Below are 14,412 nucleotides of genomic sequence, written 5' to 3'. Positions count from 1 at the left end.
TTATTTGCCTCCATTTTTTTGTGGAAGCGAATAGTTCCGTTCTTAAAGACTAGCCTGCAATCTATTCATTAAAAGGCCTTTTCATTTCATGAGATATAGCGTTTTGAATTTCATGACCTTTATTTCTACCTCGGTAAAAAATACCGTGGTTATAAAATCGATCTTGTCTTTAAATCTTTTTATGCAATCTTTATAAACTAAACCTATAAGCTTATGACCGTTTCAAACGATTATTCCTTTGAAGGTTTAGCTCAAAAAAGAGCAAAACTCATACCATTTTTTAAACCTATACAATTTATGTTATCGATATTTTCAAACGACTAAATTTTTAAACAATGTGATTTGTGCTGTGATAAAAACATATCATAAAATTTATAAACTGTTATGAATGATAGCTGCTTTTCATTTTATTTGAATACACCCATGCGTTATAATATTTGTATCATGATTTGCTTTTTATGGTCTATTCATACATGGCAATCTTATATAAAAAATGATCAAATGAATCACGTATAAAAAGATGGATTCTTGAGTGGATTCATATAAAATAATTGCAAACAACCTATTGACTTTATTGTATTTTTTGTATAATGTGAATTCTAGCCTCTGCAAGTGAATAACTATAGACAACATTTTTAAAATCTACGGGTTTTGCACCTATTGTTTTTGGTGTCGCTGTAAGCTCTATTCCTAAAACAGGTTTTAACTCATTAATTGCTGCCGCACCAGCAGAAGCTCGATAACGATGTGCTTCATCCATTAACAAAACTAAATCAGGAAGATTTGCGAGATAATCAAAATAACTTTCACCAATCGTTTCTTGTAAGCGTTTAATTCGCGGAATACTAGATTTTAGTGCGCCTTTTTTATTATCCGTTGTATTAATTTTAGAAATATTAAAAATATTGATAAAGGCCGTATCTCCATTCTCAAACAAACGCTTTTGTCCTTGAATATGGTGTTCATCAACGCGAATACCTTTACCACTTTCATAATCTTCACCTGTAATAATAACGGGTCTATTGGCAATAAATTCACTCATTCCACTGAAAACATACTTCGGACTTTGGGGACTAAAATCCTGTTTTAACTTTTCATAAATAGTCAAATTTGGCGCTAAAACAAAAAAATGGCGACTATGACCTGTTAAATAAAGATAGCTGATAAAAGCCCCCATAAGTCGCGTTTTCCCAACACCCGTTGCTAAGGCAAAACAAAAAGAGGGAAAATTTCGTTCAAAATCTTGTACAGAAGGATAAAGATTTTTTATCACTTCTAACTCTGTAACCAAATCAGCATTTTTAGAAAGCTCTATATTTTCTAAGATTTTTACCAAAATATTTAAAGATTCACGTTGAGGATTACGTAACGATAAGCGAGCAGAAATCCTTTTTTCAACAGTGTTCATGAAAAACTCCGCTTTTTATATATTATTCAAATAGATCTAATTCTGCTTGCGCAATATCTTTATTTTTGCTGTTTTCTTTTACCACAATCACTGGTTCAAGATTGGCTACATTTAAACTGTAATCGTCCCTTCCCCATTCGCATTTTTCTAATATTGCACGGGGGATTTTAGTGAGTGTCAGATTTTCAAAGGATGCTGATTTTGTATCAAAGGCTGTACCACAAATCAGCAACGTGCGATGAGAGCCTACCTCTTCACTCATTATACGGAGTTGTTCATGGGTCATAGCGCTTGTTGTGACATAAATATAATCTGTTTCGGTTGAATACCCTTGCATCCAATAATGATTTTCATCAGGTGCATAGGTAAATCCCATATGTTTGCACATGGCTTCTGATAGCATGGCAGCATTATATTCGCGACTAATAATCCATTGTCCCCATGGATCTTTTTGCAACAGGGAAGGTGCAAGGCGATAATAACGGAATCCACCGCCACCTTGCCAATTGACACTTTTGGAAATTCCCCCTTGATCAGTTCCATCAATGACTTGTTTTAAACGAGGGATAATGTGGGTGTGACAATGCTCACCAAGTTCAATCATAATCCACTTCCTTCCCATTTTATGGGCAACAGCACCGGTTGTGCCAGAACCAGCAAAAGAATCCAGTACAAGATCACCGGGATTAGTGGCAAGTTGAATAATGCGTTCCATTAAACGTTCCGGTTTAGGAGTTGTAAAGACACTATCAGAATTAAAAATTTTGACTTCTCTTTTGGCATCTTGGTTGTGTCCCACTTCTGTGTAGGGCCAAATCGTCATTGAAACCATACCATTTTTTACTTCTGATAAAAAACGTTTCATAGAAGGAACATTACTTCCTGTTGGACCAAACCAAACACGATTATCATTCAATAATTCAAAGAATTTTTTTTATTCATAGCCCAACTTCTACCATTAGGAGGCATTACCTTGCGTCCAGAAGGTGTGATGATTTCATAAATATCCTTAGGTGTTACTCTTTTTACAGATAAATCTCCAGATTTCCAAGGACCGCGAGGATCATTATCAGGATTTTTATAGCGCGCATCCATATCGCTTGAACGAGGAAGCAATTGAGGGCGCCAAATCGTTTTATCTTTAGCATAAACCATTATAAAATCATGATTATCAGAAAGCCATTTTGTATCATTTTGTGGAGCATATTTCTTTTGCCAAATAATATTGTTGATGAAATTTTGGCGACCAAAAATTTCATCCATCATCACTTTAAGATAGGCTTGTTCATCATCATCAATTGATATCCAGATACTTCCATCATCCGCCAGTAAATGATGTAACAATTCTAGCCTGTCTCTCATAAGGCTGAGCCATATGGAATGCTCTAAACCATCTTCATAATGTTCAAAGGCATTGCCTGTATTATAAGGCGGATCGATATAGATACATTTTACCTTCCCCATATATTCTTGTTCAAGCGCTTTGAGTGCGAGCAAATTGTCACCAAAAATAAGTTTATTATCAAAAATATCCTGGGATGATATTCGATGCGAAGCGTGATAAGATTTTTCAAGATCTTCTAATAAGATACGAGGCTCTAGTTTTGGGCGTTTTTCTTTTCCAATCCAAGTGAGTTCTAGTTTTTGTTTATTATAACTCATGCGATCGTCCTTAAATTCAAATGCTTGTGAAAAGTAAACAGCTTATTCATGAATGGCTAAATTAGAGTCTCTTAACAATACTTTTAGTACCATCCGACAGCAATTTGAGCTTCTTCTGACATACAATCAGGTGTCCATGGTGGATCAAAAGTCATAGTGACTTCAACATACGAAACCCCTTCAACTGCACTGACTGCATTTTCTACCCACCCCGGCATTTCACCCGCAACAGGACATCCCGGTGCTGTAAGAGTCATTTCAATTTTTACTGAACGATCATCTTCAATATCAATACGATAAATCAGTCCTAGCTCATAAATATCAGCAGGAATCTCTGGGTCATAAACTGTTTTGAGAGCAGCAATAATATCATTTGTCATACGATCAATTTCGTCTGCTGGAATTGCTGATATGTAAGATTTTTTATTTTCGCTTACAGTTTCAACGGATTCTGTAGAATGACGCTCTTCAATTGATTCAGCCATTAAAAAATGTCCTTGTTTCTTGCAATGCTTCTACTAATTGATCTATATCCTCTTGAGTGTTATACATGGCTAACGATGCGCGGCAAATAGATGTTAGACCAAAGCGCTGTAATAAAGGCTGTGCACAATGAGTTCCCGCACGTATTGCAACCCCTTTTCTATCAATAAACATAGCGATATCATGGGCGTGAATCCCTTCAATTATAAATGATATAATAGCTCCTTTATTGGGAGAATGACCATAAATACGCAATGACTCAACCATTTTAAGTTTTTCCTGCGCATAAGCTAAAAGGGACCTCTCATGGGCATGAATCGTGTTACGACCTTTCTCTTGTATATAATCAATAGCCGCAGTTAATCCAATAGCTTCAACGATAGGAGGAGTGCCTGCTTCAAAACGGTAAGGAGGAGCATTATAAAAAACCTTATCGGTTGTTACCTCCTCGATCATTTCCCCTCCCCCTTGAAAAGGACGCATTTCTTCTAATCTATCTTCTTTACCATACAAAACACCAATACCAGTGGGTCCATAAAGCTTATGACCTGTAAAGACATACCAATCACAATCGAGATCTTGCACATCAACGGTTAAATGTACTGCTCCTTGAGAACCATCAACAAGAACCGGAATAGAATTTTGATGTGCTAGCTTAATAATCTCTTTAACAGGAGGCACAGTTCCTAATATATTGGACATATGCGTTATAGCAACAAGCCGCGTTTTTTCGCTTAAAGATTTTTGGAAATCTTCAATGTGCAGAACACCATTTTCATCGACAGGAACAAAAATAAGTTTAACACCTTTTTGTTCACGGAGAAAATGCCAAGGAATAATATTTGAATGATGTTCCATGATCGTTAGAACAATCTCATCACCTTCCTTGAGTTTGGGCATAGCCCAACCATAAGCAACAGTATTAATAGCTTCTGTTGCATTTTTCGTAAAAACAATTTCTTCAGCTTTTTGAGCATTTAGAAAAACACGAACGGTTTCACGAGAATTTTCATATGATTGTGTTGCTATATTGGCTAAAAAATACATTCCCCTATGCACATTAGCATAACTATAGTGATAATAATTATTCATTGCATTGAGTACTGACATTGGTTTTTGGGCAGAAGCACTACTATCAAGATATGCTAATCGCTTTCCATAAACTTGATGGTGCAAAATAGGAAAATCACGCCGAATTTCTTCGACATTATAAGTAAATGTTTGTACGTTATTTTCCATTTTTTCTACCTTAAACATTTTTTTCAAGCCATTTACTAATGATATTCTCCAAAACGATTTGAATATTATCTTGCTTGATGTCATCAATGAGCTCAGAGATAAATCCTTTAATCAAAAGTGCTCGCGCCGTTTTAAATGGGATACCACGTGTCATAAGATAAAAAAGATAATCATGATTAATATTAGCAACTGTTGCACCATGACCACATGCAACATCATCAGCAAAAATCTCCAGTTCAGGCTTTGCATTAAATTCTGCATCATCTGAAAGAATAAGGCTATTACAAGCCATGCGTGCATCTGTTTTTTGCGCTTTTTGAGAAACACGTATTATTCCTTGGAAAACACCAACAGCCTTATCTGTAACCACATTGCGTATAATTTCGGTTGATGTTGATTTTTCTTCCACATGATGAACAGTCATTGTAAGATCACTATGTGTTTGTCCTGATAATAAATTTATGACGCGTAATTGAAAATCAGATTCTTCTCCCTGTAATTCAATATCGATTTCTTGGCGATTTAATTGACTCCCTATATTAATGACATAAAGTGATAACTTCGCTCTTTGATCAAGAACAGCACAAAATCGACCAAATTGTGTAGAATTAAAATCACGATTGCGAATGAGAATCCACGTAACATCACTATCAGCAGCAACATTTAATGAAAATATTGAACTGACAAAGGTATCTTTATCATTGCCAACCTGATGTTCAATAAACATAACTTGACTATTTTTATCAACTTTTATATCCGAAAAAATATGAGATTGTCCCCCCATTTGTATATTTTGTAATTCAATGGGGATATTTAACTTTGTATTTTCAGGGATGTGAAAAAGCCAACCATCTGTAACAAAAGCTGTATTTAACTGTCCAATAAAATCTTCATCAGAAATATTTTGATTTATCTGTACAGAATTATCTTCTAATGCGTCTGAAAGGCGTTTTACTGCAATGTTGTCTACCTTTGACTCTATCGATGTTTTTCCATTGTTTATGGAGAAAACAGCACTTTCTGAAAGCAATGCATCAACCAATTGATTGTCTTGAGCTTTTGAAAAATTGCTAATAGACTTCAGTAAGGTACGCAGATTGGTATAATGCCAACTTTCGATTTTACGGGAAGGAAGCCGTGTCATTTGAAACTGCTCAATAGTTTTCTTGCGGATTTCCTGTACAGCTTTATCACCAGGTAAGTGGTTTACATACTGATTGAAATTACTGAGTATATTTTCTTCAACCGCTAACAAGTTTTGCTGTGCATTCATATTTAATAACCTCAAACCGCTTCCCTAATAAGATCAGCATACCCATTTTGCTCTAAATAAAGCGCTAAGGATTTATCACCGCTTTTGATAATTTGTCCTTTATAAAGAACATGTACCGTATCAGGAATAATATAATTAAGCAGCCGTTGATAATGGGTAATCACCAAAAATGAACGTTTTGAATCCCGAAGTTTATTAACACCATCTGCAACAATTTTTAGTGCATCAATATCTAAACCAGAATCCGTTTCATCTAAAATGCAAAGTGTAGGTTCAAGAAGTGCCATTTGTAAAATTTCAGCGCGTTTTTTTTCTCCACCTGAAAAACCTACATTTAATGGACGCTTTAGCATATCCATATCTATTTCAAGTTTGGCTGAAACTTCTTTAACACATTTTATAAATTCAGGAATTTTAAGTTCTTCGTCACCTCGCGCTTTGCGTTGAGAATTCATCGCAACTTTTAAAAATTCCATTGTTGCTACCCCTGGTATTTCCATTGGATATTGAAATGCAAGAAAAACACCATATGCAGCACGTTCTGCTGGATCCATTTCTAAAAGTGATTGTCCATTATAGAGAATATCTCCTTCTGTTATTTCATAATCATCACGACCAGCAAGCAAATAAGATAAAGTTGATTTTCCGGCTCCATTTTGTCCCATGATAGCGGCAACTTCTCCATCTTGAACTGTCAAGTTTAAACCACGAATAATTTCTGTATCGGTTTCAGCAATACGGGCGTGCAAATTTTTGATCTCTAACATAATTTAATCCTGTTTTGGCTGTTTTTCAGATATCAATGCGTATTATTTTACCTTAGCATCCATCTACTTTTGTAATTACCATAGAGGTCATTTTTAGCATTATGTGCTACCGTTACAGCCTTTTTACATAAAGTCTTCTATTTATCTCATTAAATAAAATTATCCAACACTACCTTCAAGGCTAATACTAATAAGCTTTTGTGCTTCGACAGCAAATTCCATGGGAAGTTTTTGAATGACCTCTTTTACAAAACCATTTACAATTAATGCGATAGCTTCTTCTTCGGGAATTCCTCTTTGCATAACATAAAAAAGTTGGTCATCAGAAATTTTTGATGTTGTGGCTTCATGTTCAAACTGAGCTGTTGCATTTTTTGCTTCAATATAAGGAACTGTATGCGCACCACAATCATTCCCGATTAACAAACTATCACATTGCGTAAAGTTACGCGCATTTTGTGCTTTTCGATGCGCTGTGACTTGTCCTCGATACGTGTTATTTGAAAAACCTGCAGAAATACCTTTGGAAATAATACGACTGGAAGTATTTTTTCCCAAATGAATCATTTTTGTACCGGAATCAATTTGTTGATAACCGTTTGCAACGGCAATAGAATAAAATTCTCCACGCGCATTATTACCACGGAGTAAGCAGGATGGATATTTCCAAGTAATCGCAGAACCAGTCTCAACTTGTGTCCATGAAATTTTAGAGCTATCACCTCGACAATCTCCACGCTTCGTCACAAAATTATAAATACCGCCCTTTCCATCTTTATCGCCAGGATACCAGTTTTGTACTGTAGAATATTTAATCTCTGCATTTTCAAGGGCAATAAGCTCAACAACAGCAGCATGAAGTTGGTTTTCATCACGTTGGGGTGCTGTACACCCTTCAAGATAAGAAACATAGGAATCTTCAGCGGCGATAATCAATGTTCGTTCAAATTGGCCAGTGTTGCGTTCATTAATCCTAAAATAAGTTGAAAGCTCCATAGGACAACGAACCCCTTTAGGAATATAAACAAATGAACCATCTGTAAAGACAGCTGCATTTAAGGCCGCATAATAATTATCACTTATAGGTACAACTGTTCCTAAATATTCTTTAATAAGCTCAGAATGTTCAATAATCGCCTCTGAAATAGAACAAAAAATCACACCAGCACGTGCCAGCTCTTTTTTGAATGTTGTTACAACAGAAACAGAATCAAAGACTGCATCAACAGCCACCTGCCCCGATACAGACATACTGTCATCAAAAGTGGAGGGATCAGACTGTTTTCTTACTCCTGCCAAAATCTCTTGTTCTTTAAGGGGAATGCCAAGTTTTTCGTACGTTGCTAATAACTCAGGATCCACTTCATCCAAAGATTTTGGTCCTGTATGATTTTTTGGAGCAGCATAATAATAAAGCTCCTGAAAATCAATTTTAGGATATTCAAGACGCGCCCAATGAGGCTCTTGCATTGTCAGCCAACGGCGGTAAGCTTTTAAGCGCCATGTTAGCATCCATTCAGGCTCATTTTTTTTAGCGGAAATAAATTTGATAATATCCTCATTTAAGCCTTTTGGAGCTTTATCGGTTTCAATATTGGTTTCAAAACCATATTTATATTGGTCAACATCTATTTCACGTACTTGGCGTATCGTTTCTTGTACTGCCGGCATAAATTTTCTCCATTTTTTGGCGTCAAAAACCGGTAACTAAAGTCTTGTTTTTTACAAGATTAAAGTAAGCAAGTTATCTCCTAGGCTATAGGTAAAGTGCAAAAATTTCAATCAAACTTATTTTATTTTTAAAATAATTCTAATTTTTATAACTTTCTGATGATAAATCTTCCCCTTTTTTCCTGCTTATAATTTGAGAAAAAAACGACAGAAAATCATCGATATCTTCAGAAGTTGTGCCACGTCCTAGCGAAATGCGAATGGCACCATTTGGAACATGATACCCCATTGCCTCCAACACTTTGCTTTGTTTTACTTTTCCCGAAGAACAGGCAGAGCCGGATGATAAAGAAAACCCTTCTAAATCAAAAGCAATTTGCATCGTTTCAGCTTTTATATTTTTCACGGTAAAGTAAGTTGTATTTGGCAAACGTTGAACTCTTTTGCCAAAAATCTCAACATTTTTACTTATTTTTTGTAGTCCAGCTTCTAATTTATTGCGTAAATATATTAACTGTTTTATTTCCTCCTGTGTGAAGCAATCAGTCATTGCTGCCCCAAAAGCAGCAATAAGGGGCAATGCTTCTGTTCCTCCACGGAGACCTTTTTCTTGTCCTCCCCCAATAATAAGAGGGTGTGGCATGAGAAGATTACCACATGAAACAAAAGCACCGATTCCTTTAGGACCGCCAACTTTATGTGCAGACAGTATAAAAAAGTCTCCTCCTAGCTGATGAATATCCACAAAATTTTTATCTACATATTGTGTCAAATCAACTATAAGAGTGCCTCCTAAATCCCGAACAATAGCGGCGATTTCTGTTAACGGTTGAATAACACCCGTTTCACTATTTGCAGCTTGAATAGCAACAAGAGGTAAACCTTTTGTTTTATCGTGAACCGTTAAGAGTGATGTTAATTTATCTTGTTGTATGAGCCCATCTTGATCAACATCAATGACGCTTATCAATTCTTTAGAAAAACGTCCTCCCTCTGCAACAGAGGGATGTTCAGTCGCTCCAAGGTAAAGATGAGAAAATTTAACTTTTGCTTTCCCCATATTGTAAAAAGGTGTTAACAAAGTCATTGCGGCTTCACTCGCACCAGAGGTAAATACCACGTGATCTGGATCTGTTTTAAGATTTTCAGCGATTTGCCGACGGGCCTTTTGCAACAAAGTTTTAGCGGCACGCCCTTCCTTATGAACCGATGATGGATTACCAAATATCTCTAAAGATTCCAGTAACGCTATCCGTGCCACTTTTTTGAGTGGTGTTGTTGCGTTATGATCAAAATATCGGCGTTTTATAACCATTTTACATCGCAATCATTAATCTTATGAATTGATTAAAAAAATAGCGCAATTTTCTTGAAAAGTGCACTAAAAAAAGAATATCTAATAATTATTTAAGAGATTCTATGGTAAAAGTCGACCAGGGTCAAAGAGAGCCTTTTATTGCATTAAGGAGCATTTTATGCCAGAAATTATTTTTAACGGTCCTGCGGGTCGGCTCGAAGGGCGTTATCAACCTTCACAACAAAAAAATGCACCCATTGCGATCATCTTGCATCCTCATCCCCAATTTGGTGGAACTATGAATCATAAAATTGTCTATGACCTTTTTTATATGTTCCAACAACGTGGCTTTACAACTTTACGTTTTAACTTTCGTGGTATTGGTCGTAGTCAGGGTGAATTTGATTATGGAATAGGAGAACTTTCAGATGCTGCTGCTGCTCTCGATTGGGTTCAAACACAACATCCAGACTCTAAAAATTGTTGGGTAGCAGGATACTCATTTGGAGCATGGATTGGTATGCAGCTTTTAATGCGCCGACCGGAAATTGAGGGATTTATCTCAGTTGCCCCTCAGCCTAATGTTTATGACTTTTCATTTCTTGCACCTTGTCCCTCTTCTGGACTTATCATTCATGGCGGTATCGATAAAGTTGCCCCTCCAAAAGATGTTCAAATACTTGTCGATAAATTAAAAACACAAAAAGGTATCATCATTACACAAGAAATATTGGAAGAGGCTAATCACTTTTTCAGTGGATGTCATGAAAAACTTATTGAACGATGTGCCCACTATTTGGATAACCATATCTCCAATGAACTTCTCGCTCCTCCTCCTGAAATACTTTCACTAACTTAGGAAAATACGATAGATTTATAAAAAATTAGCAAAAATCGTCTCTGATCATAACAAAGTAATTTTTTTAGTCTGCATTTAAAATTTTTCTAAATTTTATTTCAGGATAGAAATGAGAATAACAGAACACCTTTTTTCTATTACTAAGAAGTTTCTTTTTTAGCGTAAAAAGGAAATAATACCTGTATTATTATCTTTATACTACCAATATGTCTCTTTCTCTTGTGAGGTGTGCGTCAGTTATGATAGATAACGCATTAATAATTCGTTATATAATCGCCTATTATATACAATAAATGCACTCTTAAATTAGGAAATTAAATCTGTGTTTGCCTTTAAATCTGATTTTTTACACATTATGAGCGAACGTGGTTTTATCCACCAAATTTCAGATGAAAAAGGCTTAGATGATCTTTTTTCAAAAGAAACTGTAAGCGCTTATACTGGATTTGATCCAACAGCATCGAGTTTACATGCTGGAAGTCTTCTTCAGATTATGATGCTTTATTGGTTACAAAAAACGGGTCATCGCCCCATTGCTTTAATGGGTGGAGGAACCGGATTGATTGGTGATCCTTCTTTCAAAGACGAAGCACGACGCCTTCTGACACAAGATGATATTGCTGCAAATATTGATGGGATTAAAAAGGTATTTGCTAACTATTTGACATTCGGTGACCGAGAAACCGATGCTTGTATTGTGAATAATGCTGAATGGTTATGCAATTTAAACTACTTAGAATTTTTGCGTGATGTAGGAAAGCATTTTTCTGTCAACCGTATGTTGTCATTTGATTCTGTCAGACTCAGACTTGAGCGTGAGCACTCTTTGTCATTCTTAGAGTTTAATTATATGATTCTGCAAGCTTATGACTTTGTTGAACTTTATAAACGTTATGGGTTGCGTATGCAAATGGGGGGCTCTGATCAGTGGGGCAACATTATTAACGGAATCGAATTAGGACATCGTTTAGGAACACCGCAATTATATGCGTTAACATCACCATTGCTGACAACCTCTTCCGGTGCCAAAATGGGTAAATCATTGAATGGGGCTGTATGGCTAAATGCGGATAAACTTTCACCTTATCAATTTTGGCAATACTGGCGCAATACAGAAGATGCTGATGTAACACGATTTCTAAAGCTCTATACTCCATTGCCGATGGATGAGATTCTTAAACTTTCTCTATTACAAGGAACTGAAATTAACGAAGCAAAAAAAATTCTTGCAACAGAAATTACAGCAATGTTGCATGGACGTGTTCTTGCTGATGCAGCAGCAGAAACGGCTCGCAAGACGTTTGAAGAAAAAACTCTGGGAGAAAATCTTCCAACTGTTGAAATTAATGCCTCAGAATTAAAAAAAGGTGTTGGATTGCTCACTCTTTTAGTACAAGCAGGACTCGCTAGATCTAATAGAGAGGCACGCCGACACGTTCAAGGTGGAGGTGTCCGTGTAAATGATCAAATTATTGAGGATGAAACACATCTTATTATTGAAGGGGATGTCAGTGCAGAAGGAACCATTAAACTTTCTTTTGGTAAGAAAAAACATGTTGTGATGAAACCAGTATAATCTTTTGCTGTTTTGTTTATGTTGTTCACGTCGAGCTTGTTCTTTCAATTCAATCGTTGTGATAGGGCAAATTTTGTTAGGGAAATAAAAGTCTCTTCAAAACGATAAAATTCTAGAGAGTTGAATAGTTCTTTTCTTCTGTGTACTCTGATATTTTATACCTGTTACACAAAAAAGAAAGATGAAAACAATGACAAGACCAATGAAAGGTGCTCTTGCTCCTGATTTTACTTTGCCGCGCGATGGAGGAGAGACAGTGTGTCTTTCTGACTTTAAAGGAAAGCCTGTTGTTTTATATTTTTATCCAAAAGATGACACCAGTGGTTGCACAAGTGAAGCACTTGATTTCACAAAATTAAAGATGAAATTTGATGAAATCGGTGTTTCTGTTATTGGAATCTCTCCAGATAATGTAAAAAAACATGATAAATTTAAAATAAAACATGAACTTGATGTCATCTTGGTTTCTGATGAAGAAAAAACGACCCTCGAAGCTTATGGTGTTTGGGTTGAGAAAAGCATGTATGGACGCAAATATATGGGAGTTGAACGGAGCACTTTTTTAATTGATGCAAATGGAATAATAGCAGAAGAATGGCGCAAAGTAAGCGTATCTGGGCATGCTGAAAATGTTTTAGCTACTGCAACACTTTTATATCATAATGGTAACTTGTAAATTGAGTGTTTGATTTACCTTCAAAAGCAAAAGTTATTCTCCCTAATTGATTTTAGTTTTTCAACGGATTCAATTTTTACAATATATTGATTTATAAGGATAATGAATTGTTTTACATTTATATTAGTCCCCCGAATATCGCAAAATTTTCTGATTTCAGATTCTTCCTATCACTTGCAATATCATAAGCAGAATTAGCGTGTGAGAAAAAGTTGAAGAAAGGAACAAGAAAATCCCCCTTTAAACCTTTAAAGTATCAAAGGCTATATAACATCACAGCATCCATGAAACGAACAGCTTAAGAAAAAATCTACATGGCTTGAAGGAAGGATATATAATTAACGAATATCCTCAATTTCTTTGTCTTGTCCATAAATACGCCGTGCGAGTGCTGCCTCTATAAATGCATCTAAATTACCATTAAGTACGGATTGTGGATCCGTATTTTCAATTCCTGTACGCAAATCTTTGACAAGCTGATAGGGTTGAAGAACATAAGATCTAATTTGATGCCCCCATCCAATTTCTGTTTTAGAAGATTCAGCAGCATTGGTTTCTTCTTCTCTTTTTTTAAGCTCTTCTTCATAAAGCCGTGCACGCAACATCGACCAAGCCGTAGCGCGATTTTTATGTTGAGAACGCTCTGTTTGACATTGAACAACAATACCCGTTTTTATATGTGTGATGCGAACAGCAGAATCTGTCGTGTTAACATGTTGTCCCCCTGCTCCAGATGCACGATATGTATCAATACGCACATCTGCCTCTGAAACATCAACTTCAATATTGTCATCAATAACTGGATAAACCCAAATGCTCGCAAAAGAGGTATGGCGCTTTGCATTCGAATCAAATGGAGAAATCCGCACTAAGCGATGAACACCTGATTCTGTTTTTAACATTCCATAAGCATTATGCCCTTTTACAAGAATAGTCGCTGACTTTATTCCTGCCTCTTCTCCATCATGAATTTCTAAAATCTCAACCTTCATTTCATGCTGTTCAGCCCATCGCATATACATACGTAAGAGCATAGAAGCCCAATCTTGGCTTTCTGTTCCCCCTGCTCCAGCATGAACTTCTAAATAGGTATCATTCGGATCTGCCTCTCCTGAAAGAAGTACGTCAATTTGCCTTTTATCTATCTCATTTTTAAGATTACGTATTGATCTTTCTGCATCAGCGATAATTTCCACATCACTTTCTTCTTCGCCCATCGCAATAAGCTCAATGCATTCTTCAAGTGTTTTTGTAAATGATAAAAGACCATTGATTGAATTATCAAGACGTTGACGCTCACGCATCATATCCTGTGCTCGTTGTGCATCATCCCATAATGATGGATCTTCCGCTTTTTGATTAAGATATTCAAGACGCTTTAGTGATTGATCCCAGTCAAAGATGCCCCCTTAGCAATTGTATTGCTTTCTGGATTTCATCAACTAATGTTTCTATTTCTGCTCGCATAATTTAACACCGTATTTTTAAAAACTCTTTTTGT

The 14,412-nt window shown here is 36.1% G+C and carries 12 protein-coding genes and 1 pseudogene; 3 read left to right on the top strand and 10 right to left on the bottom strand.

Annotated features, from left to right (window positions below):
- Positions 1-601: 601 nt before the first annotated feature.
- The 9 genes and pseudogenes from ACFILO_RS02285 to ACFILO_RS02245 form a co-directional block, all read right to left on the bottom strand.
- A pseudogene (locus ACFILO_RS02285) lies at positions 602-1,408 on the bottom strand (DEAD/DEAH box helicase family protein); the annotation flags it as partial.
- A 22-nt stretch (positions 1,409-1,430) separates the two neighbouring features.
- The gene (locus ACFILO_RS02280; protein WP_375677770.1) at positions 1,431-2,324 is read right to left on the bottom strand and encodes a DNA methyltransferase; all 894 of its coding nucleotides are present in this window, start codon (positions 2,322-2,324) and stop codon (positions 1,431-1,433) included.
- Positions 2,321-3,070: a site-specific DNA-methyltransferase gene (locus tag ACFILO_RS02275; protein ID WP_375677769.1), complete on the bottom strand. Its 750-nt coding sequence runs from the start codon at positions 3,068-3,070 to the stop codon at positions 2,321-2,323. Before ACFILO_RS02275 ends, ACFILO_RS02280 begins: the two co-directional genes overlap by 4 nt.
- An 83-nt stretch (positions 3,071-3,153) precedes the next feature.
- The gene (locus tag ACFILO_RS02270; RefSeq protein WP_273787976.1) at positions 3,154-3,555 is read right to left on the bottom strand and encodes an SUF system Fe-S cluster assembly protein; all 402 of its coding nucleotides are present in this window, start codon (positions 3,553-3,555) and stop codon (positions 3,154-3,156) included.
- The gene (locus ACFILO_RS02265) at positions 3,548-4,792 is read right to left on the bottom strand and encodes a cysteine desulfurase (RefSeq protein WP_375613437.1); all 1,245 of its coding nucleotides are present in this window, start codon (positions 4,790-4,792) and stop codon (positions 3,548-3,550) included. The genes ACFILO_RS02270 and ACFILO_RS02265 overlap by 8 nt, the downstream gene beginning before the upstream one ends.
- A gap of 10 nt (positions 4,793-4,802) precedes the next feature.
- On the bottom strand, positions 4,803-6,065 hold the full coding sequence (gene sufD, locus ACFILO_RS02260) for a Fe-S cluster assembly protein SufD (protein ID WP_375629817.1): 1,263 nt from the start codon (positions 6,063-6,065) through the stop codon (positions 4,803-4,805).
- Between the two features lie 11 nt (positions 6,066-6,076).
- Positions 6,077-6,832 (bottom strand): Fe-S cluster assembly ATPase SufC, encoded by a 756-nt coding sequence (sufC, locus tag ACFILO_RS02255; protein WP_375618156.1) that lies wholly within the window; start codon positions 6,830-6,832, stop codon positions 6,077-6,079.
- Positions 6,833-6,991: 159 nt separating this feature from the next.
- A complete protein-coding gene (gene sufB / locus ACFILO_RS02250) occupies positions 6,992-8,503 on the bottom strand; it encodes a Fe-S cluster assembly protein SufB (RefSeq protein WP_375613439.1) in 1,512 nt (503 codons plus the stop codon).
- Positions 8,504-8,642: 139 nt separating this feature from the next.
- A complete protein-coding gene (locus ACFILO_RS02245) occupies positions 8,643-9,818 on the bottom strand; it encodes a cysteine desulfurase family protein (RefSeq protein WP_375629814.1) in 1,176 nt (391 codons plus the stop codon).
- Between the two features lie 160 nt (positions 9,819-9,978).
- Here ACFILO_RS02245 and ACFILO_RS02240 point away from each other — a divergent pair, with 160 nt between their 5' ends.
- The 3 genes from ACFILO_RS02240 (at position 9,979) to ACFILO_RS02230 (ending at position 12,911) form a co-directional block, all read left to right on the top strand.
- Positions 9,979-10,659, top strand: coding sequence for an alpha/beta hydrolase (locus ACFILO_RS02240; protein ID WP_375613441.1), 681 nt, complete (start codon positions 9,979-9,981; stop codon positions 10,657-10,659).
- Between the two features lie 322 nt (positions 10,660-10,981).
- Positions 10,982-12,235, top strand: coding sequence for a tyrosine--tRNA ligase (tyrS, locus tag ACFILO_RS02235; RefSeq protein ID WP_375677768.1), 1,254 nt, complete (start codon positions 10,982-10,984; stop codon positions 12,233-12,235).
- A gap of 190 nt (positions 12,236-12,425) precedes the next feature.
- A complete protein-coding gene (locus tag ACFILO_RS02230; RefSeq protein ID WP_375628092.1) occupies positions 12,426-12,911 on the top strand; it encodes a peroxiredoxin in 486 nt (161 codons plus the stop codon).
- A 338-nt stretch (positions 12,912-13,249) separates the two neighbouring features.
- Here the strand turns inward: ACFILO_RS02230 and prfB are convergent.
- A protein-coding gene (gene prfB / locus ACFILO_RS02225; protein WP_375652594.1) for a peptide chain release factor 2 occupies positions 13,250-14,378 on the bottom strand; the annotation gives its coding sequence in 2 pieces (ribosomal slippage) (positions 13,250-14,308 and positions 14,310-14,378; 1,128 coding nt in all).
- Between the last annotated feature and the right edge of the window lie 34 nt (positions 14,379-14,412).

The sequence above is a fragment of the Bartonella sp. AP72JLCBS genome, assembly GCF_042195705.1.
Classification (GTDB): Bacteria; Pseudomonadota; Alphaproteobacteria; order Rhizobiales; family Rhizobiaceae; genus Bartonella.
This window is presented reverse-complemented; position numbering and strand designations above follow the sequence as displayed.

Excerpts from the sequence above, each read along its gene's own strand:
- ACFILO_RS02240 (WP_375613441.1), top strand. The coding sequence starts at position 9,979 with ATGCCAGAAATTATTTTTAACGGTCCTGCGGGTCGGCTCGAAGGGCGT.
- sufC (WP_375618156.1), bottom strand. The coding sequence starts at position 6,832 with ATGTTAGAGATCAAAAATTTGCACGCCCGTATTGCTGAAACCGATACA.
- ACFILO_RS02245 (WP_375629814.1), bottom strand. The coding sequence starts at position 9,818 with ATGGTTATAAAACGCCGATATTTTGATCATAACGCAACAACACCACTC.
- ACFILO_RS02230 (WP_375628092.1), top strand. The coding sequence starts at position 12,426 with ATGACAAGACCAATGAAAGGTGCTCTTGCTCCTGATTTTACTTTGCCG.
- sufD (WP_375629817.1), bottom strand. The coding sequence starts at position 6,065 with ATGAATGCACAGCAAAACTTGTTAGCGGTTGAAGAAAATATACTCAGT.
- ACFILO_RS02275 (WP_375677769.1), bottom strand. The coding sequence starts at position 3,070 with ATGAGTTATAATAAACAAAAACTAGAACTCACTTGGATTGGAAAAGAA.
- ACFILO_RS02270 (WP_273787976.1), bottom strand. The coding sequence starts at position 3,555 with ATGGCTGAATCAATTGAAGAGCGTCATTCTACAGAATCCGTTGAAACT.
- sufB (WP_375613439.1), bottom strand. The coding sequence starts at position 8,503 with ATGCCGGCAGTACAAGAAACGATACGCCAAGTACGTGAAATAGATGTT.
- ACFILO_RS02265 (WP_375613437.1), bottom strand. The coding sequence starts at position 4,792 with ATGGAAAATAACGTACAAACATTTACTTATAATGTCGAAGAAATTCGG.